Below are 25,322 nucleotides of genomic sequence, written 5' to 3'. Positions count from 1 at the left end.
TTAGCCACCTAACATAGCTAAATGCTTCGTTGCACCTGTATTACCTTCATGTAGAAAATGTGTGGCATGCTTCTCACCTAAACATTCAACTAAGAACTGTTGTAGTCCTACAACATCTCCATCGGCTAATAGATGACGCATATCAATACCTTGCTCACTAAATAAGCACAAATGTAATTTACCATTGGCGGCAACGCGAAGTCGATTACAACTTTTACAAAAATCTTTGCTGTACGGCATGATGAGACCAATTTTACCAGCATAGTCAGGATGAAAGAATTCCTGTGCTGGCCCAGCGTCTTTGCGCCTAACCATGGGTTGCCAACCGGCATCGATAAGGGTTTGTTTAAGCGGTGTGCCGCCTTGATGCTGTGCTTTGAAAAAATTAGTCGTGTCACCTGTTTCCATCAATTCAATAAACCGCAATGTGACAGGCATCGTTTTCAGCCAACCAAGGAAGCGATTCAATCGTGCATCAGAAAAATCATTCAGTAGTACCGAATTTACTTTTACATCAAGACCAGCCTCAACCGCAGCGTCCAGCCCGGCTAACACTTGCTTTAATTTGTCTTGCCCGGTGATTGCCGCAAACTGCCTGGGATCTAAGCTATCTATGCTGACATTCACTTGGTGTAAACCCGCCTGCTTCCACGCGGCAGCATGGTCAGCCATACGGCCGCCATGGGTGGTCATAGCCACTCGCTTTATACCGGGTGTATTTGCCGTTGCACTTAAAATATCGAGAAAATCGCGGCGAAGTGTTGGCTCGCCGCCAGTAAGACGGACTTTGGATGTACCCAACCCTGAAAAGGCGCTCAATAGCGTGTTAATCTCGCCTAAGGAAAGAAAATGCTCACTAGAAGGGCCTTGGTAACCGTCAGGCAAACAGTACTGACAGCGAAAATTACACGCCTCCGTTACCGATAAACGCAAATAATGGAATTGTCGCCCAAAGCTATCTTCTAACAAATTTTCTCCCTTTTGGGGTACGTAAAATAAATAATGTGATTAAATAGACTATGATGTCTTTTCGCCAGTTTACGCGGCTGCAAATAAGAATGAAATGTTTGATAACGCATAAATTAGAACGTTTTATCGTACCGTTAACTTATTTCTCTTAAATAAATATAATGGTTCACCGTAGACGACTTAGTTTAGAGTTCGTTAATCTATCACAATTCACCTTTATATAGAGGTTTTCCCTTCCGCCTCCCGCTAGCGTCATCGCTTTACACCGTCACAAATATGCAGTGAGAACAATATTACACCATGCGAAAAAATCGATTTCCGTTGAACGAGAATGAGCCTATCAAATGGCAGGTACTAAAACAGTTGTGGCCTTATCTTCTTGAGTTCAAAGGCAGGGTAGCATTAGCGCTACTGTGCTTAGTCGCCGCTAAACTTGCTAGCATTGGTCTACCCTATGTACTCAAATACACAGTAGATAGTTTAAACGGTGATGTGGAAGCATTAGCCATTGCCGTACCTATCAGCTTAATTATTGCGTACGGCGCACTTAGGCTCACCAATGTTTTACTTGGCGAAGTAAGAGATACCTTGTTCGGGCGTGTCACCGAACGTGCTATGCGCAGGCTAGGTTTAAAGGTATTTAATCATCTGCACAATCTAGATTTAGGTTTCCATTTAAACCGAAGAACGGGCGGCTTATCTAGAGATATTGAACGTGGCACAAATGGCGTAAGTTTCTTAATGCGGTTTATGGTGTTTAACATCGTGCCTACCCTTTTAGAGATTGGCTTAGTTGTGATATTGCTATTGATTCAGTTTGGCTGGTCGTTTGCGATGATCATTGTGGTTAGTGTCATCAGCTATGTACTATTTTCGATGAAAGCTACCGATTGGCGCACGCGATTTGTGCAGCAAATGAATGAAGCCGACTCCACCACCAATTCACGCGCGGTAGATAGCCTACTAAACTTTGAAACCGTAAAGTATTTTAATAATGAGCGTTTCGAAGCAAACCGATACGATACAGATTTAGCTGGCTGGGAAAAAGCAAGGCGTAAAAATCGGTTATCACTTTTTGCCTTAAATGGCGGCCAGGCCAGCATTATTGCCCTAGCAATGACAGCCATGATGGCGAATGCAGCTTATGGCGTAATGGAAGGCGAGATGACCATTGGTGACTTTGTGCTAATTAATGCCTTCACTATGCAAATATTTATGCCCCTTAATTTCTTGGGCTTTGTGTATCGAGAAATTCGAGGCTCATTAGCGAACATTCAAAACTTATTTTCTTTACTCGCCCAAAAACCAGCAATAGAAGATAAACCTAACGCTGCCCACCTTTCAGCAAAAAAGGCGAGCATACGTTTTACTGACGTTCAATTTCACTATCAGCAAGCACGGCCTATTTTAAAAGGAATTAGCTTTGAGGTGCCATCAGGCGCTAAGATTGCTGTGGTTGGTGAAAGCGGTGCTGGTAAATCCACCATTATGAAGTTGCTGTTCCGTTTTTACGACCCCACCGAGGGGGGTATTTCCATAAACGGGCAGGATATTCGCGAGCTTACCCAACACAGTTTACGAAGCCATATCGGGATTGTTCCGCAAGATACGGTGTTGTTTAATACATCCTTGGTTGAAAACATCCGTTACGGCAACCCTGATGCTAGCGATGAAGAAGTTACTCATGCTATTAAGCTGGCGCATTTAACCCAGTTTGTTGAAAGCTTGCCAGACGGACTAGACACAACAGTAGGCGAACGTGGGCTGAAACTCTCAGGCGGTGAAAAACAGCGAGTGGCCATCGCTCGGGCGTTATTAAAAGGTGCGCCTATTATGATATTCGATGAGGCAACATCGTCGTTAGACAGTCAATCAGAGCAAGCCATATTAGGTGCACTTCGAGACGCCGCGAAAGGCCACACTAGCTTGGTTATTGCGCATAGGCTTTCTACTATTGTGGATGCCGATACTATCTTAGTGTTAAGCAAGGGCATGATTGTCGAACATGGCACCCATGAATCGCTTTTAGCGCAACAAGGTATTTATAATCAGCTGTGGGCTACTCAGCAACGAGACTCTACCAATGATAGTTAATCGGTATAGAAAGTATAATCGCCTGTATACCTTATAAAGCAACAACATAAAGAAGCATTGAGTAACATGGATCCAGAAGCAATAAAAGATGCAATCAACCAAACCATGCCATTTGGTAAATATGCGGGGCGTCGGTTGTTTCACCTGCCAGAAACCTATTTGGTATGGTTTAACAAACAAGGTTTTCCTGAAGGAAAGCTAGGGCAGCAACTCGCGCTCATGTACGAAATTAAACTTAACGGGCTCGAGTCAGTAGTAGAACCCCTGCTGCATGAAGACTAGCCATGTTCGCTCGCCCCCGAAAGCAAAAACGTGAAGCTATCGATAAGCGTATATTGCGCCTGCACACAGGCATTGCTAAAAAAGTCATTGCACAACCTTCAATCATTGATGATGTTCAAGCAACGTTAGAGGCTCGTTATAAAAGCGGCATGATGCGTTACGGTAGCTATATGTTGTGGCAAGGGATTTTAGAAACTATTCATAAACCTGAGGTATTTACAGCGCTGCTACTCGCCGAAGATGAACGCACAGCAAGCCTTAGGCGGGAAACTATATTTACGGGAATATTGACCGAAGCTGAGCGAGCAGAAATTCTGGCAGACTAGAACCACATAAGAAACATTAAAAAAGGGTAAATCGATGTACGATTTACCCTTTTCAGTATGAAGCCTTACCACTAAAGCGATAAAGGTTTCATTCAACGACTATGCGTTGCGCAAATGGTCTGCTACTAAGAAGGCCATTTCAAGTACTTGGTCGGCGTTTAGACGCGGATCGCACTGGGTTTTATACGCTTGCGCTAAGTCTTCATCACTAATTTCATATGCACCGCCAGTACACTCGGTCACGTGTTGGCCAGTCATCTCAAGATGAATACCACCAGCATGGGTGCCTTCATCGCTGTGTGCTTGGAAGAACTGTTTAATCTCACGCAAAATGGCATCAAAATTACGAGTTTTGTAACCGCTTGATGCAGAGAACGTATTTCCGTGCATGGGGTCTGAACTCCATACTACGTGTCTACCTTCTGCTTTAACGCGGCGCAATAAGCGAGGTAAATTATCAGCCAGGTTATCGGCCCCCATACGGGTAATAAGGGTCAATCTACCTGGATCGTTATTCGGGTTAAGGGCATCAATTAAACGAATAAGTTCGTCTTCTTGCATGCTAGGCCCAACTTTTACACCAATAGGGTTATGAATACCGCGGAAGAACTCAATATGGGCATGGTCTAGCTGACGAGTACGCTCACCAATCCAAATCATGTGCGCAGAGCAATCGTAAGGCTTACCCGTTAGCGTATCAATTCGTGTTAACGCTTGTTCATAGTTAAGCAATAATGCTTCATGCGACGTAAACAATGACGTTTCGTGCAATGTAGGGCTAGATTGGGAATTAATGCCAATCACGTCCATGAACGACAACGTATCTTGAATACGCACAGCCATATCGTGGTAGCGCTCTTTAAGCGGGTTGTTTTCAACGAATGCCATGTTCCAACGATTTACTTCGTGAAGGTCGGCTAAGCCACCTTGAGAAAAAGCGCGAAGTAAATTAAGCGTCGATGCACTGCGGTGGTATGCCTCAATCAAACGATTAGGGTCAGGGCGGCGGGCCGCTTCGTTAAACTCGAAACTATTAATGATATCGCCGCGGTAGCTTGGCAATGTAACACCATCACGGGTTTCGAAGTTTGATGAACGAGGCTTAGCATATTGACCCGCCATGCGAGCCACTTTGGTGACTGGACATCGACCTGCAAAGGTTAAAACAATGGCCATTTGAAGCAATACTTTAAATGTATCGCGAATTTTTGGCGCATTAAATTCGTCAAACGATTCGGCGCAGTCACCGCCTTGAAGCAGAAAGCCTTTACCTAAACTAACCTCACCAAGTTGACGGCGAAGATCACGGGCTTCAGCGGCAAAAACCAGCGGTGGATATGTACTTAGCGTGTGCTCTACTTGTTTTAGTTGTGCCGCATCATCGTACTCTGGTTGTTGAAGGATAGGTTTTTGCCTCCAACTGTCTACTTGCCAATTACTCAAGGGGTTCTCCTGATTTAAATGTTTTTACGTTTAGGCAAACGTTTATCTCGTTGTATGAGCGCTTATCTGTATGCGCGATACAATTTATTTGCGCGCCATTTTACCACATTTGGTCTAATACAATAGGTGCGCAAACTTGAATATCTAGAAAGTCGTCGCGCTTATTCACTGCAAAATGACAATCAAAGGTATGTTCTAGGTTTTTGACCGACAATACCGACTCGGGTAAACCGAAACTTACGCTAGTACCCAACTTCATGAGCAGTATTTTATAACTATAGTTTGCACTCAATGAAATGTCATGACTGCTTAGCACTAAGGTATTCCCTTTATTGCATAAGGCTTGAAACAGCGCCATCAATGCGTATTGATGGCGAATATCTACCCCTTGCAAAGGTTCGTCTAATAATAAAAGTGCTTCCCCACGCTTAATGGCAGGCCAAACTTGCAGTAGTGCACGGCAAATTTCAACCCGCTGTCGTTCTCCACCAGAAAGACGATTTAACGGAGTGTGATAAAAACTCCCTACTTCTAGTGTAGTTTCTAACAAGCTGGGAAGTTCGAACGTGGGTTCACTAGAAAAAAACGAAAGGTATTCTCTTACTGATACCGCAAATACAGCTTCACTTTGCTGTGCTAATAAGGTTCTAAATGTTGCCAATGCACTTAAAGGCCATTGAGCTAGGGGTTGTTTTAGCAGTAAAGCCTCGCCATGTTCAGCGGGTAATACGCCTGCCATTATCGATAACAGGGTAGATTTACCTGCACCATTCGGCCCTAAAATATGGACGCAGTCACCTTTATTGATATCAAGGGTGATATTCGTTAAACGCTGGTTCACGATAATATTGCGCAATGAAATAACCGGGCTCATCGAAGCTGCCCTTTTAACAATGCCCAGATGAGCAAGGGCCCGCCGAGGGTAGCAGTAATCATAGACACAGGCAGGGTTATCGCACGCGTAAGCTCAGACATGAGCACCACAACAAGTAATAAACTGGCGCCACATAACGCGCTTGCTGGTAACAATATTCTATTGTCATGGCCAAGAATAAGCCGAAGAATATGCGGCACTAACAGCCCAACAAAGGCAATAGCACCCGCAATAGACACCGCCGCCCCTACCCCCACGGCGGTTGCGATAAGGCTACGTTCGGTAAGTCGTTGCACATTCACACCGCCACTTAACGCGGCTAAATCTCCAGCATATAGGCGATTGAATTTTGCAGATTGGCGTATTTGATACCATAAACTACCAACAATAAGTGGGCCGCTTACCCATAAAATAGGCCACGTGGTTTGATAGACACTTCCCATCAGCCAAAACGTTAAATTACGTAATGATTGGGCATCACTAAACATGTATAACCAAGCAATAACTGCCCCACTCAAGGTAGAGATAGCAATACCCGATAAAATAACTGCAACCGCAGAACCCAGAAGTTTTCTAGCAAGACGATAAATAACAAACGTTGTTATTAGCGCACCAATGAAGCAGCCTAAAGGCAGTATGTAATGAAGATAAGGCTCTGCCCACAAAGGAGTAAGTAACAACAGGGATGCAGCCACTAGGCTGGCGCCGCTAGTGATACCAATAATACCCGGGTCTGCCAACGGATTGCGCAATACTATTTGTAGGGTGGCACCACTGACTGCTAATACACTACCTACTAAGATAGCGGTAATGATAAGCGGAATTTGAAGCTGAAGTGTGATGTGTTGTTTTAATGCAGTGGGTGAATCGGTTAGCCATACCGTGGCTAACACACCAACGGTTAGCAAGAAGGTAACACTACAAAGTAGGAAGGTGGCAGCCCTTCCCTTTAACACAGTGTGCATATCTAGCTCTGTTGAATATGTGCAATTAGCCCGTCAGAGGCCTCTTCAATTAAATCTAACACTAATTCAAAGCCCCGCTTTCCGCCATAATAAGGGTCGGGAACTTCTTTATCTTCACTGTCAGCGAAGTCTAAGAACAAGTGAATTTTTTCATGGTGTTCCGGCGGCGACATTTCACGCAAATTGTCTAAGTTACTATTATCCATTGCCAGAATGTAGTCGTACTTTTCGAAGTCTTTGTCATCTACCCGTCTACACTTTAAGCCTTTAAAGCTATAACCACGCTCTACGCCAACTGCTTGCGAGCGTTTATCGGGTTGTTTACCTATGTGATACCCATGGGTTCCTGCTGAGTCTATGTCTAGTTTCAAGCCAGCTCGAGCGGCCTTAGCAAGAAACACAGCTTCGGCCGTAGGTGAACGGCAAATGTTACCCAAGCACACGAATAACACCGATGTGTTCTGACCCATATAAAAATTCCTTTAAAACCAATAACGGCACTAAGCTAAACTTTATGTTAACTTTCATGTAAATAACGCCGTTTAAAAAAATTGTGGAGCAGTAATGACCGCACATGTATTAATGTTAAGTAGTTCTCGTCAGGGCGACGAAGCGTACCTTGAACATGCGAGAAGCCTTATTCTTGCACACTTAGGTGGCATTCGCGACCTACTATTTATTCCCTACGCAGCAGTGACACAGAGCTACGACAACTATGTTTCAGCTGTCGCAACAGCCCTGCCAGAATGTAATGTGACAGGGATTCATACCTTTGATCACCCTGTAAGGGCTATCAATAATGCAAAGGCAAATAATCAAGCCATTGTAGTAGGCGGCGGAAATACTTTCCATTTGATGCATACTATATACCAACAAAACTTATTGGAACCACTTCAGCACGCAATTGCTGAAGGCACGCCATATATTGGCTGGAGTGCGGGCTCTAATATTTGTGGGCAAAGCATTCGAACAACCAATGATATGCCAATTGTTGAGCCAGAAAGCTTTAATGCGCTCAATGTAGTCCCTTTTCAGTTGAATCCGCACTACAGCGATTATCATCCGCCGGGGCACAACGGTGAAACACGTGATCAGCGATTGGCTGAATTTACGGTGCTAAACCCTACCACACCCGTGGTAGCCATTCGTGAAGGTACCGCCCTTTCTTTGTCCCAGCAGCAATTAACACTGGTGGGTGAGAAAGGTGGGTTTATATTTTTAGGTAACGAAAAACGCCCGATAGCGCCAAATGAAAATTTAACAGAGCTTTTGAATAGCAGTTTGTAGCGCTTCTGTACTTGGCGCGCTTGAAAATGGCACTTCCAGCAGTAGCGGTGCTGGCATGACGTTTTTAAGCGTAGCCAAATTGTCATCGTATCTAGACATACATCCGGTGATATCGTTAGCTACCCAACCTACAATATTAAGCCCGTCATTTTGAATTGCTTGCGCGGTAAGCAATGCATGATTTAGGCAGCCCAGCTTCATACCCACCACTAAAATCACATCCATTCTTAGGTCGCTAACCACATCTGAAAGAAACAGCGTATCGGTTAGCGGTAAGCGCCAACCTCCCGCCCCTTCCATCAACAGAAGATCTGGGGTCTCTTGCTGCAGACGAACTAGCCCTTCAACCACAGCTTCACTGGTTAATATCACGCCCGCCTCTTTTGCGGCTATGTGCGGCGCAATGGGCGGAACAAACGTAATAGGATTGATAGTACTAATAGGAAGTTTAATGCTACTTGCTTGCTGAATTTCTGATGCATCTTCGTTTACCCAGTCGCTTCCCACTTTTTCACAGCCTGCCGAAATAGGTTTGTAACCTAAGCTCGTTTTTTTCGCGCTTTCAGCGGCTTTTAGTAGGTGACAGGTAACGTAGGTCTTACCTACTTCGGTATCGGTTCCGGTAATGAAATACTGCTTCATGGTTTCTCTATTCTGAAATGACACACTTTGTAAGTAAGGGGTAACACGCCATCGACAGCGCTAATATTTTTATAAGCTAGCGATAACTTATTGATATCACTACGTGACAGCGATAGCTGTTTAGCTCCCGTAGCCCCCGCTCCTACGTTTTTAATTGAACGAAGTAAAGAAAGTACATCTTGGTGCTCATCAACATAATCTTTATTGATAAGGCGACTAACCCGCAGCCCAGCCCCAAGAAACGAATTAAGCCACAGTCTAGCTTCGGGTAAACGTGTTACCGCAGCAGGCAGTTGGGCAACACTTCTCGCTTTATGAAGCTCAGAAAAAGAACCACTTACCATAATGGCAATCTCTGCCATGCCCGAAGGCTTAAGTACTCGATAAAGTTCGCTAGCCACTGCTTGCGGGCTGTTACACCACTGCAATGCCATAGAGGAAAATACCGTACTAAAGCAACTATTTTGACATGGTAGAGACTGTGCCGACCCCTGCTTAAAATTAACATCAGGGAAGCGGGCTTGTGCTTTGTCTACCATGCCTAGCGCAATATCTACCCCTGTGACGGTAGCGCCACGTTGCTGAAGTTCGTCACTATGGGTTCCCGTTGCACAGCCAATATCAAGTAAGTCGCCTTTTAAAGAAATAGGTAAGTTATTTAACCCTGTCTGCGCAATTTCGCGCTGAATATGCGCTTCGTGATCGTACTTATTTGCAGCTTTTGAAAATTGCTTCGCGACAACCGCTTCGCTTATACCGCTTTCTGATTGTGGGTCTAATAAACCATCGGAGTGACTAGCAGCATGCACTGCAACCGCGCCCTGTTGGCAAAGCGGCTCAGATAAATCTTGTTTAAGCGGCTGTGGCGCTTGTTTAGCTAAAGATTGCGGGCTCATGATATCGACTCCATCGCAAGGGCAATAGCGTCAACAAGTACGTCTATATCTTGCTGGGTATGGGTAGCGCTTAGTGTAATGCGCAATCGGTCTTCCCCTTTTGGTACGGTAGGGTAGCGAATAGCAGGGATCCATATGCCTCGACTTTTTAGGCCATCACTTAATGCTAGAGCGCGCTCAGGACTGCCTACAATAATAGGTTGTATTGCGCTATGTGAATTAGCCAAGACTAAATCATGGTGAACATTTGAGGTGGCTCTGCCTGGCTTGTCTTTATTTAACGGAGCTTTGTCCAATGGAGATTGGAGTGTGTGTCCAATTTCGTCTGCGTTTTTTAAATCACCATGTTGATCATGGCCAATTTGGGCACTAAACCGTTCACGAAAATACGCGATATTGTGATTCAACGCGTCGGTTCGACTTGAATCAGCGGCAATATGGGTTAACGAATACAATGTTGCTACTGCTTGGGCCGGCGGCATGGCAGTGGAGTAGACATAATGCTTGGCAAAATTAACTAGGTAATCAATGAGCGCTTGGCTTCCTGCTATAAACGCACCTGCGGTTCCCACGGCTTTGCCAAACGTCCCCATCACTATAGGTACGTCGGTTTGAGATAACGCCTGCGCTTCAATGCTGCCCAGCCCGTTTTCACCTAATACACCCATACCATGTGCATCGTCTACCATTAGCCATGCTTTGTTTTGCTTTGCTATAGCCGCCATATCCTGCAGGGGGGCACTGTCGCCGTCCATACTGAATACACCTTCAGTGACGACTAGCTTGTCACTGTTATTGGTTGTATCGGCCTTGTTCTGTAAATTAGCTAATAAATTGGATAGGTGAGCTAAATCGTTATGCCTAAAGCGACGCAACTTGGCCTTTGTTGCCATAGCGCCTTCAAGGAAAGACGCATGCATAAGCCGATCGGCAAAAATTTCACCGGAATGTTTACTGCCGGCCGCGGCACTTGGGTTTTGATTACTAGCACTTTGATTATTAGCGCCTTGATGATTAGTACCATTAAACAGCGCCATACATAATGCTTGGTTAGCTGCAAAACCCGAATTGAACAATAACGCAGCGTCTCGATTTAAACCGTCAGCGATGTACGCTTCAAGGGCTAAATGCGCTTGGGTATGGCCCGTTACCAAGGGCGACGCGCCGCTACCACCGCCAAATTGTGCTAAGCCTTCTACCCAACTTTGCAACACACCTTCGTGTTGACGCATGCCAAGGTAATCATTGCTGGCAAAATTTAAATAGTGCTCACCGTCAATGCAGATGATGTTGTCTTTTTCGTACTGCTGGCATACCCGCTTGCGCAGGTAACCTTGCTGAGCCCGCTCGGCTAAGCGGGCTTCAAGCCAATCGAAGGCCATTATGCCTCCGCGGGCTGCTGTTTTTGTTTACGCGGCGCACTAGCATCGTAAAATAAATCGCTAGCATCCGAGCCTTGCTCCTGTTGCTGTGCAATTTCTTCTTCTAATACTTGCTGATGTGCTTCATCAGAAAAATCGCGAGTACGTTCGGTGTTTATACCTAACTTCTTAAACAAGATAACGTCTTCGTGCGTGTCGGGGTTAGACGTAGTCAGTAACTTGCAACCATAGAAAATAGAGTTTGCACCGGCCATGAAGCATAGTGCTTGCATCTGTTCATTCATGGCTTCGCGGCCTGCCGACAAACGCACATGAGATTTAGGCATCATAATACGGGCTACCGCGATGGTGCGGATAAACTCGAAATAATCTAAATCCTCTAAACTGGCTAGTGGCGTACCTTTTACTTTAACCAACATATTAATTGGCACACTTTGCGGTTGTTCCGGTAAGTTCGCCAATTGAATCAATAAGCTGGCTCTGTCACCCGCGGTTTCGCCCATACCCACAATGCCGCCAGAACACACATTCATGCCTGCCGCGCGCACGTTTTCAAGGGTATTTAGCCTGTCTTGATAGGTACGAGTGGTAATGATATCGCCGTAGTATTCAGGCGAGGTATCAAGGTTGTGGTTGTAATAATCTAGACCAGCCTGTTTAAGCGCTACCGCTTGGTCGCGGGTTAACATGCCAAGTGTCATGCAGGTTTCAAGGCCAAGTTGTTTAACCTCTTCCACCATTTTCACAATATAAGGCATATCTCTGTCACGAGGGTTTCGCCACGCAGCCCCCATACAAAAACGGGTAGAGCCTACTTGCTTGGCTTCTTTTGCTCGTTCAATCACTTTTTCAATTTCAAGCAAGCGCTCTTTTTCTAAGCCGGTATCGTAACGCGCGCTTTGCGGACAATATTTACAATCTTCCGGGCATGCACCGGTTTTAATCGACAACAAGGTGCTTACTTGTACTTCGTTTGGATTGAAGTGTTGTCTGTGAACTACCTGCGCTTGAAACAGCAAGTCGTTAAATGGCAAGGCATATAGCGCCTCTACTTCGGCTTGTGACCAATCGTGACGAATTGTATTATTTTGCGCGTCAGGCGCTGAAGCCAGAGTCATTGACTGTCCTTTACTAATTAAGAATGCTGGCTTAGTCTATGCTGCAAACACGAGTTGTCAACTCTGACCATTTCAAAAGCTTTACTAACGGTTGAATTTTGAACAATATAGATTTTGATAAAAAACACATTTGGCACCCTTATACGTCAGCAACCAACCCTTTGCCTTGCTATGAAGTGGTTGGCGCTAAAGGGGCAGAACTTACGCTTTCAACGGGCGACGTCTTAGTTGATGGCATGTCGAGTTGGTGGGCGGCTATTCACGGTTACAACCACCCTGTACTAAACCAATCGGCGCACAGCCAAATAGATGCTTTTTCCCATGTAATGTTTGGCGGCATTACCCACCAGCCAGCGGTCGACCTATGTCGCACGCTTCTGGAAATGGTACCTGATGGACTTGAACGGGTCTTTTTAGCCGATTCTGGCTCAGTCTCGGTAGAAGTAGCTATCAAAATGGCTATCCAATATTGGGCCTGCCAAGGTCGTCCAGAAAAATCGCGTATTGTAGCGCCACGCAATGGTTATCATGGCGATACGTTTGCAGCCATGTCGGTATGCGATCCGGTAAACGGCATGCACAGTTTATTTGAGAGTGTTTTAAGCAAACAGCTTTTTGCCCCGGCTCCACAAACCCGTTTCGGTCAGACGTTCAGTGAAGACGATATTTTACCTTTAGCTGAACTGTTCGAAAAACATCATCACGAAATGGCGGCGCTTATTCTTGAGCCCATTGTTCAAGGTGCGGGCGGTATGCGTATTTATCACCCTGAATATTTAAAACGCTGTAGGCAACTTTGTGATAATTACGACGTGCTATTGATTTGCGATGAAATTGCGACTGGATTTGGACGAACAGGCAAGCTATTCGCCTGTGAACATGCCGGCATTTCGCCAGACATTATGTGTTTAGGAAAAGCTATTACTGGCGGTTACATGACCCTAGCAGCCACCTTATGTACTGAAGATGTTGCATTAGGTGTTTGCCAAGGCTCACCTGGCGTATTCATGCACGGCCCCACTTATATGGGTAACCCACTTGCCTGCGCCGTAGCTAATGCTAGCTTGTCATTGATAAACGAAAATCACTGGCAGCAACAAATCCCGGCTATTGAGAAACAATTACACACTGAACTGTCAAAATGTGCCAATTTACCTTCTGTAGCCGATGTAAGAGTACTAGGTGCGATAGGTGTGGTTGAAGCTGTTCACCCGGTGAACGTGGCCGATATTCAGCGTCATTTTGTAAAGCAAGGCGTATGGATAAGGCCTTTCGGTAAGCTGGTATACATTATGCCTCCATACATTATTAGTTCAGACCAGCTCAGCAAACTCACCCATGCTATTTACACCTATTTAAGCCAGACAGTAAGGTGACTTAAAAGGTTAAAAACTAAGGTGAAATATAGGGGTAAAAGTTCAGGGGTGCCATGACTGGTTTAACAAAATTTATATGCTTTTAATCGCTGAAAAATAACGTCAGGTCAGTCACTTATATGTTCATACGCATTTTTGATAAAGTCGTTTTTGCAACACTGTTTGTTGCAGCCCTACAAGTGCCAATTTTAGCCGATCACTATCGCCAGTATTTGAGCGGCTATTACGATGCCACCCGTGAAGAGGTCTCTGCCATGTCTGCATTGGCGGAGCGACATGGCTATTCATCAGTAGGTGCAATGTTAAGTGCGCTAAAGCAAAACAGCGAAGCTGTGGTAAGGGCAGATGCTGAACGTAAATCAGCACTTTTCACCAAGCTCAGCCATATAGAACAAGGGATCAAGACCCTAGAGCACGGCCATTATTATGAAAAAGCTTGGTATATGGCCACTCCCTCAAACGCGTCTACGCTGCAAAAAGTGTTGGGCAATTTCAGCCCGTCAGTGCCACTTACGCCATCTTCCATTATTTTCAGCTTTATTACCGCTTTACTGATTAATTTATTATTGTGGAGCCCTTACCTTTGCTACTGCCAAGTCAGGCACTTGAAGCACAAGCCTCAGCACGCCAGCTATCGCTAACTCGCTGAGCCGCTCTGTAGCCGCAAAAAGCGCTTTGAATAATTTCTATGCAAATTTGGCACTTTCCATGCAACAACCTTAATACGAGTTTTCTTGTATACCCGTGAATAACCCACGAAAAACACAAAAAAACGCAAGTATTATAGTTAGTTAAATAGTAAGGAAGAATAATTATGCCTACTGACGCACAATTACTTATTGGGAAAGTGTTGCAAATAAAAGACAAAATTAGTGCAAAACGTCATTGTATCCCTAACGAATTACAAACTGAATGGAACGCACTTGATAAGAAAACAGCCTGCTTTGAAAGCACAGCCATTTTCAAATCTGCGGTGAAAGGTCAACATACCAGCAAACAACTTTCCTACTCTGGTTCAGTTAAAGAATTATCAGGTTTAGTTAGCCGCTTGAACGCGCTTAATGAAGAAGTAACGGTTGCGCAGGTTAAGCACTAATATCGGCGCTGCTATTTTCTAACTCAAGCTTCTCAAACAAAGGTGCTAAAACAAAGGCCTTTAGGCTCTACCTTAGTTTTTGTTTCTTTGCGTTATAAAACAACCGCGCCTTTTATCGTTGAGGCAATCTTGGCAATTCGGCATACCTCTATAGCTGCATGAGGCTTTAGAAATTAGCACTTAATATATTGGTTCAACATAGCTGTTAAAAATATCGGTTTAATATATCGATTATTTACGCAGCAGCTTTTGTAGACAGTAGCACTAGTGTACGCACTTTGCGTGTACCGTAACTGGCTAAACGAACAAAGTCGTCTCGCGCTACGGGAATGTGTTGAAATTCAACACGCTGACTTTCGTTTTCACCATCGCTTTCGTCAGCATCCGGATCGTGTAAGTAAAAGCATTGTTCATCGTAACTGGTAATAGCCACCCAATGTGGTGCTTTTTTCTTATCAAAAGCATAGGTGCTTATTAAGCACACCACTGCTTTACCAGCATCGAGGGCCTGTTCTATAACATCAACCCGCCACTCTTCCGTAGCGATAGCTATATTACTTTTTTGCGCTTGAAGCAAAAAGTCAGCTTCTACTTGCCCAACAATATGCTTTTTGTGTTCACTTCTTACGCCATCTACAAACAATGGCAAAGGCTGATTAATCAAAACTTCTGCAGTAAACCCTTCCAATTGTGCCGCTAGCGCCAATCCAATAGGGTGGCAACCACCATGGCCTGACGTCATAAATATTGTGGTCGCCGTACGCCAAATCGCCAATTCTTTTTGCTGGTTCATTTCATAATTATTTTGCAACGAACACATAGCCATCATTAATGCTGATGGTCCACAGGTAAATTCAGTCGTTTGCTGATACCAAGGGTATATAGCGTGAGACATGGCTTTCGATGACACCAATACCTTCTGCATACGCAAGGCATTTGAATGATCGTCGTAATAATCAACGTACATACCGAACTGTTTAAAGCCTAGCCGTTGGTAAAGTGAAATAGCGCCTTTATTGTCTGCAGACACTTCCAGGCGCATAAAGCGCTTTCCCCTGGCTAACGCCTGCTCCCCTAGTCTCGCAATCAACTTTTCAGCAATTCCAAAACCACGGGCTTCGGGCAACACCGCAATGGAATACAACCGAGTAAGTTGTGTTCCTCTGCGTAGCAACAGTAATCCATAACCCGCAAGCGAAACCCCTTGCGCGGTGTGATGCTCGGCAATGTAAAACTCAGCATGTTTGGCCGTAACGTAAAAACGAAAACGACGAACATTCAGCTTATCGCTTTTAAAGCATGTGTTTTCAATGTGTTGTATTTGTTTCACATCATCTAACGTGGCTTTTCTCAATTGAACATTGTTAGCGGCATTCTTTTCAGCTTCATCCCCACCTTTATGTTCAGGCGCAAGTGCATTGTTCATGCTTATCGCCCTCGCCGCTCTAGTCTGTCAGCAAATTCTTGCATAATTAACTCATACAAGGCTTTGCCTAAATACTTATCTTCCACTCCAGCATCTATGCTCGGGTTGTCGTTTACTTCAATCACGTATACCTGATTGCCCGAATGCTTGATGTCTACACCGTATAAACCATCACCCACAACCTTTGCTGCTTTAATTGCTGCCTGCAATACCGGCTTCGGTACTTCAAAGGTTGGCATAGTGGTAAAGCCACCGGATGAAAAACGCTCGCCTTGATGGTGATAAATTTGCCAGTGATTTCGCGCCATAAAATACTGACACGCATAAATCGGCTTACCGCCCAACATACCAATACGCCAATCAAACTCGGTAAAAATATATTCTTGAACCAGTACTAAGGCCGATTCAGCTAACATTTCGACTAATCGAGCTTTTAACACGTCACGGTTTTCTGCTTTGTGCACCCCTCTCGAAAATGAGCTTTCAGGTAACTTCAATACCAAAGGTAAGCCGAATTCTTCAATAAGCTTATCGCAGGTTTCATCATCTGAATTCGACACAAAAGTGGCTTTCGGTGCCGGTACTTTTTGATAAGTAAACGCATCTTGTAAAAACACTTTGTTGCAACAGCGCAATATAGACTGGGTATCATCCATCACTATCACTCCTTCACGCTCAGCCGCTCTGGCTAAACGGTAGGTGTGATGGTCTATTGCCGTGGTTTCACGAATAAATAACGCATCATAGTGCCCCAAATCTTCAGGCGACAAACGTGAAACCACATTAGCTCTAAAGCCCACCTTCTCAGCCGCTTTTACAAAATGCCGAATGGCCTTTTCATCGCTAGGTGGCGTCGACTCATCAGGGTTAACTAAAATGGCCATGTCCCAACGAGTGCGCTTACTTGCTTTAGAAGCACGCCATTGTTTCGTAGTGTAGCTTTCTAACTGGGCAATACACAGCTGCTGCTGTTTACTGTCTAGTGCCGTAAAAGGCTTAGCCGCAATATCAGCAAAGCCAACTACGTTGTGTTTGCCACTAATCTTTTTACTGGCCTTTTTGTCCGCACCGGAATCAGACACCGATAGAGTGAGAAGCAAAATCGGACACGGATATTTTTCAAACGCTTGACGCGCAACACGCTTAAAACGCTGATCTTTAACTTCACCAAAAAGTACTAATAAAGGTGCAGTAGGAATGTCAATTTCATCCACGGGCATCGACAATGCGAAAGGCAGCCTATCCACACTGCGTGCTTCTGCTAGTCGTAAATCGTTTATGGTATTTACACCGGGTAATACTAAATGGTTACGCGCCTGCGCTAACAATGAACAGTAATACCCTTGGCTTAAATAGCGGGTAGTATCACACAGGTTTATCACCCGTATTTTTGGTTCATTAAGCTTCGGAAACTCCGCCAAGTAATCTTGAAAGGTAAGTACCGTTAACGCTGTTTCGCTAAATGGCGTAACATCGTCAGCCACAATCAACGTATTGTGCATGTAATTCGCTTCTAAATAATATTAAGTAAGTTACAATTCGAGTAGTGCGATATTTGAAGAAATACTCACTACCGCTCGAGTAAGATTGGCGCTGAGTTTACGCCGAAAGTGAAAATTGAAAAGTGAATTGAGCACGGCTTTTTTTCATCGTTAAGACAACGAAAACTAATCTATCCAGTAGGGTTATTGATGGCGAAGAGCTGTTGCACGTTAGAAGGCGCTAGTCTGTGATTCACACTCAGCCGAAATGAGGCGAAAGCCGAAGAAAGCGATCGTTTTCACTTAGCTTTTTTATAAAAAATACTGCGAACATATTTTAGAGAAACAAATAGGAGATTGTATGTTATTAGCCAGTTTAGCCATTCTTATTGGGCTGCCGGTTTTGCTATGGAGTGCAGGAAAATTTGTAGGCGGCGCGGCATCTGTTGCCAATCACTTTGGGGTGTCTCCGCTTCTTATTGGTATGCTCATCATTGGTTTTGGAACGTCAGCCCCTGAAATCATTGTCTCAATCTTCGCCGCTATTCAAGGGAACTCGGGTATTGCATTGGGTAACGCCTACGGGTCAAACATTGCCAACATACTGCTTATTTTGGGATTAACCGCGCTTATCAGCCCTATTGCGGTTAAATCGAACATTATTAAAAAGGAGATTCCCGTACTACTGGGCATTACTTTTTTTGCCTCTTGGCAGGTGCTAGACCAAACGGTATCAAAGGATGATGCATTCTCTTTACTTGGCTTATTTGTACTGCTGATCTCTTGGAGTATTTGGCACGGCATGCAAGGCAGTAAAGATAAACTCGCCGATGAATACAGCGAGGAAATCAATGCATCTGAAGGCACAATCAAAACCCACATTGTATGGCTTCTTACCGGCCTATTACTGCTAGTGGCTAGCTCTCGCATGTTAGTGTGGGGAGCCGTTGAAGTTGCTACGTACTTTGGTGTTAGCGATACCATCATTGGTTTAACGGTCATTGCTATTGGTACATCGTTACCTGAACTCGCCTCCTCTTTAATAGCGGTGAAAAAAGGTGAGCATGACTTAGCCATAGGTAATGTTATTGGCTCGAATATGTTTAACACATTAGCTGTTGTGGGTATTGCGGGTACTATTCAGCCTATGTCAGTCAGTGCAGATTTCTTGTATCGCGATGTAGTGGTGATGCTAGCAGCCACTGTGGCACTATTTGTATTTTGCATCGGCTTTAAACGCCAAGGGCGCTTAAATCGAGTAGAAGGGGGCGCTTTTGTGGCAGCTTACGCCATTTACACTTATTGGCTCATTAGCATCGCCTTTATGTAGCAGCCCCCATGGTAGTGGCCAGCGTAATAAGGCTAATAACAGCTATGCTGGCCAATACGAATAAATTAAAACCGAACTGATCGCCCTGTCGCCTGCTTCGACGGGCGCGCATTACAATACTGACCAAACTCACCAACAAACACACTTGCAGCATGATTTGCATGGCTTTTACATATTCAGCCGACCAGCCTGTATCGCCTTCAATGCCCCAATATTCTTGAACGCCACTGATAAAATCGGGGCGCGCAAAGTGAAATAGAACCAGGGTTACGACCAATGCTAACCACCCTAGTACATTCAGGGCCAGCATCACACGAAAGAAATTCGTTTCGGTTCTAGGTCTTGAACGTCGCTCTTCAACACCGTACGGATTATATTTATTTCCCATTTGTCACTCTGTTCTCTGGCATCCCGCTTTAGGTTGAGTATACTAGCGTGCTATTGGATTATGCGTTATTAGCGGTATTTATTTTTAGTCCTCTTGTAAACGCCATTCTCGCGTTTTTAAAATGACTAAGTGCTATCTCGCTTTTTCAGGATGAAAATTCTAAAACATGCTGAATTATCGGCAGAAAATCCAAAAGATTGACGTAAAAACCATTATTAGTGCAAATGCACATTGTTGTTCCTTGTGGATAATGACACAAAACAGCATAAATCAGTGAGACGGAGAAATTAACATGACGCATGCGCCCGTTGTCGACGTACTTAAAGGTAAGTACGCAGTTGGCGAATCGGTAACCGTTAAAGGTTGGGTAAGAACACGCCGCGACTCTAAGGCTGGGTTATCTTTTATAGCACTACACGATGGTAGTTGCTTTGACCCTATTCAAGTGGTGGCACTGAGTTCTCTGTCAAATTACGCTGACGTACAGCGTTTAACAGCAAGTTGCTCACTATCGGTAACGGGTGTGGTAAAAGCATCTCAAGGCCAAGGCCAATCGGTAGAAATTGAAGCAACTGAGGTTGAGGTATTAGGTTGGGTAGAAAACCCAGATACCTACCCAATGTCAGCTAAGCGTCACAGTATCGAGTATTTGAGAGAATACGCTCACTTACGCCCTCGTACTAATGTCATTGGTGCGGTAACCCGTGTGCGTAACTGCTTGTCACAGGCTATTCATCGCTTCTTCCACGAACGCGGCCACTTTTGGGTATCAACCCCAATTTTAACCGCAAGTGACACAGAAGGCGCTGGTGAAATGTTCCGCGTATCTACATTAGATATGATGAACTTACCACTAGACGACAAAGGTAACGTTGATTACTCAGAAGATTTCTTCGGTAAAGAAACTTACCTTACCGTTTCGGGTCAGTTGAACGTTGAAACTTACTGTACAGCTATGTCTAAGGTTTATACCTTTGGACCTACTTTCCGCGCAGAAAACTCGAACACATCTCGCCACTTGGCCGAGTTCTGGATGATTGAGCCGGAAGTCGCTTTTGCTGATTTGAGCGATATTGCTCAGTTAGCGGAAGATATGCTGAAATACGTATGTAAAGCCGTACTTGAAGAGCTGCCAGATGACATGAACTTCTTTGCTCAGCGCATTAAGAAAGATGCCGTTGAACGCTTAGAAAAACTAGTGAATTCTGACTTTGTTCGTATGGATTACACAGACGCTATAGACATTCTACAAAACTGCAAAAAGACGTTCGAATTCCCTGTTGAATGGGGAATTGATTTGTCTTCTGAGCATGAGCGCTATTTAGCCGAAGAACATGTTGGCGCGCCTATCATTATGCAAAACTATCCTAAGGATATTAAAGCATTCTATATGCGTATTAACGACGACGGTAAAACCGTTGCAGCTATGGACGTACTTGCACCAGGTATTGGTGAAATTATTGGTGGCTCGCAGCGTGAAGAACGCCTTGATGTTTTCGATGCCCGTTTAGAAGAAATGGAATTGTCGAAAGAAGACTATGCTTGGTATCGTGACCTTCGTCGTTACGGCACCGTACCTCATTCTGGTTTCGGACTAGGTTTCGAGCGCTTAGTTGCTTATGTGACTGGTATGCAAAACGTGCGTGATGTTATTCCATTCCCACGTACACCAGGTAACGCAAGCTTCTAAATTGCGGCAAATCTTGTTTATATAAAGCCAGCACCTTGTGCTGGCTTTTTGTTTTCTGCAGTCAGCGTTTCTTACCGCTCATCACTTCACACTATGCTATTAAGGCGTTATTCCATTGCCAATCGCAGCTGAGCGACACGGTATTACCGTATAGGTATAGCCAATGTCTTCAGTTTCCAAAGGACTGATAGTTAAAATTTCATAGTCGTTCAATTCCACAACTCGCGTACCTTCGGGGTTAGCGCAGCGAGAGAATTCATCAGCTTCATAATGGAAGATAAACTCAGCAAGTAATTGCATCTGCATAAGTCGAAACTTAGCACTTTGAGCAGCAAGGTCAAAGCTAACCACTTTTTCATCTTCAGTTGAGTCTGGCGAGGTAGTTTCTGGTAATGCTTTTGAATCGGCTTTGAGAACTGCAGCAGATCTACGCTCAGCTTCAAATTCCGCCTCAATAAGCCCCTTTAAATTATTAGCCGCATCAGCCAACCTAACCGTTTTTTTTGCGTTGCCGATTTGGGTATCATTCACACCTTTATCTTCAACTTCTGAGCTAGTCGACACGACTTCAGAGGGCGTGTCTGAGAAAAAGCTCACCACCCCCGACTCCATCGACACTTCTATCACCTTTACCAATATTAATATCGTCCACACGTATCGGACTAAAGCGGTGGTAAACACAAACCGGTAGTCTGGCGCATGCCATAAGCCATGAACGCCAAAAGGCTTCAGCAGTAGCAATGCGATTAAGTACAGCGGCATGACTAATTGAACAAGTACCAGCGCTAAAAGCGTGGTGATGAAAAACCAGCTAGGTAGCATGAGGATAATGGCAAAATTATGACTGTAAGGCAGTGATGCGGCGCTGACACCCGAAACGTTATTCACTAAACCACTTGCCGAAGCCAACGCAAAATTGGCGATTACAGCATAAATGAAAAGGATTAAAGCTTTACCTGGTAAGCTATTCCATACCACCATGAACCTTGGCCAGAATTCATGAAGAATGGCAATCGTCACCAATACGCCAATTACGATGTTAAAGAAAGCACCCTGAATATCGAAAAACAGTACACTAAAATACACCAAGGTTGCAGCAGCATAACAACGCTGCGCCAAATTCAGGCTTTTCCAAAACGTTGTTCCCCTTGAAGCTCGTTTTAGTAAGCCACGCTCGATTACGCGCTTAAATACCCCAAAGCGGCGCTGGATTTGAATTATTATGCTCATGTAATGTCTTATGTAGTGATTATTTTTAGTTGTACTTATCAGCGAAGCTTCCCGCTAACCGTGGAATACGCTATTCTGTTAACAATTACAATTCAACGGTTTAACCGTCGTTTTTATAGTTTGGGTTTACATTCCGGCTCAAAGGCTTGGATCTACAGTTCGATGTTTCCATTTAAAATAAGGTAGTCGTTTTCTTACCCCTATGACTGAAGGTAATAGGTTAACCCTCGTTTGCGAACAATGCCATCATCGCGTTGTATTGCCAGAATTGAACCATCGAGAACGGGCAATATGCCCTCGATGCCATCATACCTTGCTTACATTCAAGAGAAATGCAAGCGAGCGGCTTTTGGCGTTTTCAATAAGTGCGTTTGTGTTTTTGGCCCTATCCCTACCTTTTAACTTTTTGACTTTTAAATCAAGTGGTCAGAAGCATAGTATCGATCTTCCCGGTGGTCTTTCTGTGTTAATGGAAAATGACTATTTATCGTTGGCCATTATTACCGGCTTAGCCACGTTAATTTTACCCGGCATGGTGCTTTTAGGTTTTATTACCCTTGGGTTAGCACATTTAAACAATGCGAGAACCCCGTTTATTAAGCGAATGTTTTATTGGGTAAGAGCCTTGCTACCGTGGAGTATGGCCGAGATATTCTTAGTTGGAACATTAGTTAGTTTGATAAAAGTCACCGAACTCGCCGATGTGGCTATTGGTATGTCTTTTTACGCTTTTATTGGTTTTACCGCATTTATGGCTCTTTCTATGTCGAATTTTGACAGTACAGGGTTTGCATTATGGCTGCATGAAGGCGAGTTACCTCCGCCAAAACCTTTAGAAGAAAAGCAGGCCAGTGGCAGTATACAACGCACTTGGGCGCTGCTACTTACATCAACCATTTTATATATTCCCGCTAACGTATTACCTATCATGCGAACTGAATTTTTTGGTCAAGAAACCCCAAATACCATTATAGGCGGCGTGATCACCCTGTGGGAGGGGGGCTCCTACCCCATCGCCATTATTATTTTAGTGGCCAGCGTCGTCGTACCCGTCGCTAAAATTATCATTCTGTGTTGGTTGAATCTAAGTGTTCAACTGGGCCGAACAGGCTCTACACAATTACGCATTCGCTATTATCGCATCACCGAAGCAATTGGACGCTGGTCTATGATTGATGTTTTCGTTGTTGCGGTATTGGTTGCATTGATTCAAATGGGTAATACACTTTCTATTTTTCCTGGCCCCGCAGCGCTAGCGTTTTGCGCGGTGGTCTTTACTACGATGATAGCCGCGATGACATTTGATTCACGGTTAATTTGGCAGCACTGGAAACAACTACCATGACAGAAGAGGCAAAAGTTACGTCCACAAAATCAATCTCTCGTATATGGATCATTCCCATATTAGTAGTAGTGGTTGGTGGCTGGATGGTTTATCAGCAATGGAAAAATCAGGGGCCTCTGATCACTATAGAGTTGCAATCTGCCACTGGCATTGAAGTTAACAAAACCCCAATAAAAGTGCGGGATTTGGATGTAGGACAAGTGAAAAAGATTACGCTTAAGCCTAACTTAGATGGTGTATTGGTAACTGCGCGCATCGATGCTAATGCCTCTCACTTACTTACTGATAAAAGTGAATTTTGGGTGGTGGCCCCGCGAATTAGTTTTTCAGAAGTGTCCGGTCTAAACACCTTACTCTCTGGTAGTTATATCGCCATGGCTGCGAATGACAGCGGTAAAGAACTGCTTAATTTTATCGCCCTTGAACGGCCTCCGGTAACCCCTGCTGGCACGCCTGGATTACACGTGATTCTGCAAAGCGATGATGAGTTTGCTTATAAACCTGGTGATCCCATCATTTATAAAGGCTTCAAAGTGGGTGAGTTTGAAGATGCGGTCTTTAATATTGAAGAACGTGTGGTGTACTACGATGCGTTTATTGAAGCCCCCTACCATAAGCTTGTTACCGAAAATACGCGTTTTTGGGATGTGAGCGGCGTGAAGCTTAAGCTTGAATCTAGCGGCGTAAAAATGGAAACCGGCAGCTTGGAAACTCTGTTAGCCAACGGCATTACTTTTGGTGTTCCTGAAGGCGTTCAAATTGGTGAGCGTGTCGTTGAAAATGCCTCTTTTACTATTTACGGTGATATCGCTACTGCCTCAAATGCACGATATAAGCTTGCCGCCGAGTATGTACTTTTAGTTGATGAAAGTGTGCGTGGGCTTACCGTAGGCGCCCCTGTTGAATACCGAGGAATTGAGATAGGTAATGTAACAGCTATTAACTCGTTTCCTGCTGTGGAAGGCAATATACTTGAACGGGATTATCCCATCCCCGTCATTATTAATGTCTACCCTGGAAAAGTCAGACAACCGGACACTGAAGAAGGCTTGAATGCCATCAAACAAACCATGCGTAACTGGCTTCGTAAAGACTTAAGGGCCACCCTTCGAATGGGTAATGTACTCACCGGCGGCCTTTTTGTAGACTTACAGCACGTCTCAAAACCTGATGACAGTGATGAAATAGCGGTGCTGAACGGTTATGAAGTGATCCCAACTGTATCTAACGAGTTTACGCAAATTACGCAAAAAGCAGATGCGATTTTAGACAAGATAAATCAACTGCCTTTGGATGACATGGTATCGAACGTGTTATTAGCCGTAGAAGATATGAAACTGGCTGCACAATCTGTTGAAACGGCGAGTGATGACTTTGATTTGCTTATTGAAAATGTTGATACAGAGCTGCTCAACACAAACTTAAATCAAGTATTGATAAGTCTAGACAGCCTATTGAAGAATTACAGTGAGGGTGGTTTGAGCCAGTCTGAAATTAAAGAAACGGTAGATACGATGCAAGATACCATGCGTAATCTTCAGCCTTTGTTATTAAAGCTGAATCAGTCACCGAACAGCTTGATTTTTACTGATAGCAATAGCGCTGACATTGAACCAAAAGCGAAAAATTAGCGAAATAAAATCGGAATAAAAACTTCGCCAACGAAGCACTAAAACACGATT

At 44.4% G+C, this 25,322-nt stretch carries 24 protein-coding genes; 11 read left to right on the top strand and 13 right to left on the bottom strand.

Translation table 11 applies throughout. The features are described 5' to 3' along the window. Positions 1-969, bottom strand: a complete 969-nt coding sequence (moaA, locus tag ALT761_RS06590; RefSeq protein ID WP_129737462.1) for a GTP 3',8-cyclase MoaA — start codon at positions 967-969, stop codon at positions 1-3. Between the two features lie 300 nt (positions 970-1,269). Between moaA and ALT761_RS06585 the strand changes: the two genes are divergently transcribed. The 3 genes from ALT761_RS06585 to ALT761_RS06575 all read left to right on the top strand — a co-directional run bounded on the left by ALT761_RS06585 (position 1,270) and on the right by ALT761_RS06575 (position 3,671). Beyond that, on the top strand, positions 1,270-3,063 hold the full coding sequence (locus ALT761_RS06585) for an ABCB family ABC transporter ATP-binding protein/permease (protein WP_129737460.1): 1,794 nt from the start codon (positions 1,270-1,272) through the stop codon (positions 3,061-3,063). A 66-nt stretch (positions 3,064-3,129) separates the two neighbouring features. Next, positions 3,130-3,345: a DUF3820 family protein gene (locus ALT761_RS06580; RefSeq protein ID WP_129737458.1), complete on the top strand. Its 216-nt coding sequence runs from the start codon at positions 3,130-3,132 to the stop codon at positions 3,343-3,345. A gap of 2 nt (positions 3,346-3,347) precedes the next feature. Then, positions 3,348-3,671, top strand: a complete 324-nt coding sequence (locus tag ALT761_RS06575; protein WP_129737456.1) for a hypothetical protein — start codon at positions 3,348-3,350, stop codon at positions 3,669-3,671. A 99-nt stretch (positions 3,672-3,770) separates the two neighbouring features. Here ALT761_RS06575 and ALT761_RS06570 read toward each other — a convergent pair whose 3' ends face one another. The 4 genes from ALT761_RS06570 to ALT761_RS06555 form a co-directional block, all read right to left on the bottom strand. Next, complete coding sequence (locus tag ALT761_RS06570) at positions 3,771-5,114, bottom strand: class II 3-deoxy-7-phosphoheptulonate synthase (RefSeq protein WP_013784810.1); 1,344 nt, start codon at positions 5,112-5,114, stop codon at positions 3,771-3,773. Between the two features lie 100 nt (positions 5,115-5,214). Continuing rightward, a complete protein-coding gene (locus ALT761_RS06565; protein WP_129737454.1) occupies positions 5,215-5,988 on the bottom strand; it encodes an ATP-binding cassette domain-containing protein in 774 nt (257 codons plus the stop codon). Then, the gene (locus tag ALT761_RS06560) at positions 5,985-6,953 is read right to left on the bottom strand and encodes a FecCD family ABC transporter permease (protein ID WP_129737452.1); all 969 of its coding nucleotides are present in this window, start codon (positions 6,951-6,953) and stop codon (positions 5,985-5,987) included. Before ALT761_RS06560 ends, ALT761_RS06565 begins: the two co-directional genes overlap by 4 nt. A gap of 2 nt (positions 6,954-6,955) precedes the next feature. Continuing rightward, positions 6,956-7,423, bottom strand: coding sequence for a low molecular weight protein-tyrosine-phosphatase (locus ALT761_RS06555; RefSeq protein WP_129737450.1), 468 nt, complete (start codon positions 7,421-7,423; stop codon positions 6,956-6,958). Positions 7,424-7,517: 94 nt separating this feature from the next. Here ALT761_RS06555 and pepE point away from each other — a divergent pair, with 94 nt between their 5' ends. Further along, a complete protein-coding gene (pepE, locus tag ALT761_RS06550; protein ID WP_129737448.1) occupies positions 7,518-8,240 on the top strand; it encodes a dipeptidase PepE in 723 nt (240 codons plus the stop codon). On the opposite strand, the gene bioD is transcribed toward pepE, so the two are convergent. The 4 genes from bioD to bioB are packed head-to-tail and all read right to left on the bottom strand — an operon-like array spanning position 8,211 to position 12,278. After that, on the bottom strand, positions 8,211-8,882 hold the full coding sequence (gene bioD / locus ALT761_RS06545; protein WP_129737446.1) for a dethiobiotin synthase: 672 nt from the start codon (positions 8,880-8,882) through the stop codon (positions 8,211-8,213). The genes pepE and bioD overlap by 30 nt on opposite strands. After that, positions 8,879-9,778: a methyltransferase domain-containing protein gene (locus ALT761_RS06540; protein ID WP_129737444.1), complete on the bottom strand. Its 900-nt coding sequence runs from the start codon at positions 9,776-9,778 to the stop codon at positions 8,879-8,881. Before ALT761_RS06540 ends, bioD begins: the two co-directional genes overlap by 4 nt. Beyond that, entirely contained in the window at positions 9,775-11,160 is a 1,386-nt protein-coding gene (locus ALT761_RS06535) for an aminotransferase class I/II-fold pyridoxal phosphate-dependent enzyme (protein ID WP_129737442.1), read from the bottom strand. The genes ALT761_RS06540 and ALT761_RS06535 overlap by 4 nt, the downstream gene beginning before the upstream one ends. Beyond that, positions 11,160-12,278, bottom strand: coding sequence for a biotin synthase BioB (gene bioB / locus ALT761_RS06530; RefSeq protein ID WP_013784818.1), 1,119 nt, complete (start codon positions 12,276-12,278; stop codon positions 11,160-11,162). Before bioB ends, ALT761_RS06535 begins: the two co-directional genes overlap by 1 nt. A gap of 98 nt (positions 12,279-12,376) precedes the next feature. Between bioB and bioA the strand changes: the two genes are divergently transcribed. The 3 genes from bioA (at position 12,377) to ALT761_RS06515 (ending at position 14,750) form a co-directional block, all read left to right on the top strand. Further along, positions 12,377-13,654: an adenosylmethionine--8-amino-7-oxononanoate transaminase gene (bioA, locus tag ALT761_RS06525; protein WP_129737440.1), complete on the top strand. Its 1,278-nt coding sequence runs from the start codon at positions 12,377-12,379 to the stop codon at positions 13,652-13,654. A gap of 119 nt (positions 13,655-13,773) precedes the next feature. Beyond that, a complete protein-coding gene (locus ALT761_RS06520) occupies positions 13,774-14,295 on the top strand; it encodes a DUF2937 family protein (protein WP_129737438.1) in 522 nt (173 codons plus the stop codon). A 173-nt stretch (positions 14,296-14,468) separates the two neighbouring features. Beyond that, positions 14,469-14,750 carry a hypothetical protein gene (locus ALT761_RS06515; RefSeq protein WP_129737436.1) on the top strand — a complete coding sequence of 94 codons (282 nt, stop codon included), beginning with the start codon at positions 14,469-14,471 and terminating at the stop codon, positions 14,748-14,750. A gap of 235 nt (positions 14,751-14,985) precedes the next feature. Here the strand turns inward: ALT761_RS06515 and ALT761_RS06510 are convergent, their stop codons facing one another. Together ALT761_RS06510 and ALT761_RS06505 are read right to left on the bottom strand one after the other, a co-directional pair. After that, a complete protein-coding gene (locus ALT761_RS06510; protein ID WP_129737434.1) occupies positions 14,986-16,176 on the bottom strand; it encodes a GNAT family N-acetyltransferase/peptidase C39 family protein in 1,191 nt (396 codons plus the stop codon). 2 nt (positions 16,177-16,178) lie between these two features. Further along, positions 16,179-17,678: a RimK family protein gene (locus ALT761_RS06505; protein WP_129737432.1), complete on the bottom strand. Its 1,500-nt coding sequence runs from the start codon at positions 17,676-17,678 to the stop codon at positions 16,179-16,181. Between the two features lie 340 nt (positions 17,679-18,018). Between ALT761_RS06505 and ALT761_RS06500 the strand changes: the two genes are divergently transcribed. After that, entirely contained in the window at positions 18,019-18,987 is a 969-nt protein-coding gene (locus tag ALT761_RS06500) for a calcium/sodium antiporter (protein WP_013784824.1), read from the top strand. On the opposite strand, the gene ALT761_RS06495 is transcribed toward ALT761_RS06500, so the two are convergent. Then, complete coding sequence (locus ALT761_RS06495) at positions 18,980-19,375, bottom strand: hypothetical protein (protein ID WP_013784825.1); 396 nt, start codon at positions 19,373-19,375, stop codon at positions 18,980-18,982. The two genes, ALT761_RS06500 and ALT761_RS06495, sit on opposite strands and share 8 nt — an antisense overlap. A 292-nt stretch (positions 19,376-19,667) precedes the next feature. On the opposite strand from ALT761_RS06495, the gene asnS reads away from it, so the two are divergent. Continuing rightward, the gene (gene asnS, locus ALT761_RS06490) at positions 19,668-21,065 is read left to right on the top strand and encodes an asparagine--tRNA ligase (RefSeq protein WP_129737430.1); all 1,398 of its coding nucleotides are present in this window, start codon (positions 19,668-19,670) and stop codon (positions 21,063-21,065) included. Between the two features lie 99 nt (positions 21,066-21,164). Here the strand turns inward: asnS and ALT761_RS06485 are convergent, their stop codons facing one another. After that, a complete protein-coding gene (locus tag ALT761_RS06485; protein WP_129737428.1) occupies positions 21,165-22,295 on the bottom strand; it encodes a hypothetical protein in 1,131 nt (376 codons plus the stop codon). A gap of 349 nt (positions 22,296-22,644) precedes the next feature. On the opposite strand from ALT761_RS06485, the gene ALT761_RS06480 reads away from it, so the two are divergent. Then, a complete protein-coding gene (locus ALT761_RS06480) occupies positions 22,645-23,640 on the top strand; it encodes a paraquat-inducible protein A (RefSeq protein WP_232043550.1) in 996 nt (331 codons plus the stop codon). Next, the gene (gene pqiB, locus ALT761_RS06475; RefSeq protein WP_129737425.1) at positions 23,637-25,271 is read left to right on the top strand and encodes an intermembrane transport protein PqiB; all 1,635 of its coding nucleotides are present in this window, start codon (positions 23,637-23,639) and stop codon (positions 25,269-25,271) included. Before ALT761_RS06480 ends, pqiB begins: the two co-directional genes overlap by 4 nt. Positions 25,272-25,322 lie beyond the last annotated feature (51 nt).

The organism is Alteromonas sp. 76-1, from assembly GCF_900654235.1.
Classification (GTDB): Bacteria; Pseudomonadota; Gammaproteobacteria; order Enterobacterales; family Alteromonadaceae; genus Alteromonas; species Alteromonas naphthalenivorans.
Note: the sequence above shows the minus strand (reverse complement) of the source record. Positions and strands in the feature narration are given on the sequence as shown.

Bases quoted from the DNA above. Each gene is read 5' to 3' on its own strand.
- ALT761_RS06510 (WP_129737434.1), bottom strand. From the start codon at position 16,176: ATGAACAATGCACTTGCGCCTGAACATAAAGGTGGGGATGAAGCTGAA.
- ALT761_RS06560 (WP_129737452.1), bottom strand. From the start codon at position 6,953: ATGCACACTGTGTTAAAGGGAAGGGCTGCCACCTTCCTACTTTGTAGT.
- ALT761_RS06505 (WP_129737432.1), bottom strand. From the start codon at position 17,678: ATGCACAATACGTTGATTGTGGCTGACGATGTTACGCCATTTAGCGAA.
- ALT761_RS06485 (WP_129737428.1), bottom strand. From the start codon at position 22,295: ATGAGCATAATAATTCAAATCCAGCGCCGCTTTGGGGTATTTAAGCGC.
- asnS (WP_129737430.1), top strand. From the start codon at position 19,668: ATGACGCATGCGCCCGTTGTCGACGTACTTAAAGGTAAGTACGCAGTT.
- ALT761_RS06580 (WP_129737458.1), top strand. From the start codon at position 3,130: ATGGATCCAGAAGCAATAAAAGATGCAATCAACCAAACCATGCCATTT.
- bioD (WP_129737446.1), bottom strand. From the start codon at position 8,882: ATGAAGCAGTATTTCATTACCGGAACCGATACCGAAGTAGGTAAGACC.
- ALT761_RS06565 (WP_129737454.1), bottom strand. From the start codon at position 5,988: ATGAGCCCGGTTATTTCATTGCGCAATATTATCGTGAACCAGCGTTTA.
- bioB (WP_013784818.1), bottom strand. From the start codon at position 12,278: ATGACTCTGGCTTCAGCGCCTGACGCGCAAAATAATACAATTCGTCAC.
- pqiB (WP_129737425.1), top strand. From the start codon at position 23,637: ATGACAGAAGAGGCAAAAGTTACGTCCACAAAATCAATCTCTCGTATA.
- ALT761_RS06540 (WP_129737444.1), bottom strand. From the start codon at position 9,778: ATGAGCCCGCAATCTTTAGCTAAACAAGCGCCACAGCCGCTTAAACAA.
- ALT761_RS06555 (WP_129737450.1), bottom strand. From the start codon at position 7,423: ATGGGTCAGAACACATCGGTGTTATTCGTGTGCTTGGGTAACATTTGC.
- ALT761_RS06585 (WP_129737460.1), top strand. From the start codon at position 1,270: ATGCGAAAAAATCGATTTCCGTTGAACGAGAATGAGCCTATCAAATGG.
- ALT761_RS06515 (WP_129737436.1), top strand. From the start codon at position 14,469: ATGCCTACTGACGCACAATTACTTATTGGGAAAGTGTTGCAAATAAAA.
- ALT761_RS06495 (WP_013784825.1), bottom strand. From the start codon at position 19,375: ATGGGAAATAAATATAATCCGTACGGTGTTGAAGAGCGACGTTCAAGA.
- ALT761_RS06535 (WP_129737442.1), bottom strand. From the start codon at position 11,160: ATGGCCTTCGATTGGCTTGAAGCCCGCTTAGCCGAGCGGGCTCAGCAA.
- ALT761_RS06500 (WP_013784824.1), top strand. From the start codon at position 18,019: ATGTTATTAGCCAGTTTAGCCATTCTTATTGGGCTGCCGGTTTTGCTA.
- pepE (WP_129737448.1), top strand. From the start codon at position 7,518: ATGACCGCACATGTATTAATGTTAAGTAGTTCTCGTCAGGGCGACGAA.
- ALT761_RS06575 (WP_129737456.1), top strand. From the start codon at position 3,348: ATGTTCGCTCGCCCCCGAAAGCAAAAACGTGAAGCTATCGATAAGCGT.
- ALT761_RS06520 (WP_129737438.1), top strand. From the start codon at position 13,774: ATGTTCATACGCATTTTTGATAAAGTCGTTTTTGCAACACTGTTTGTT.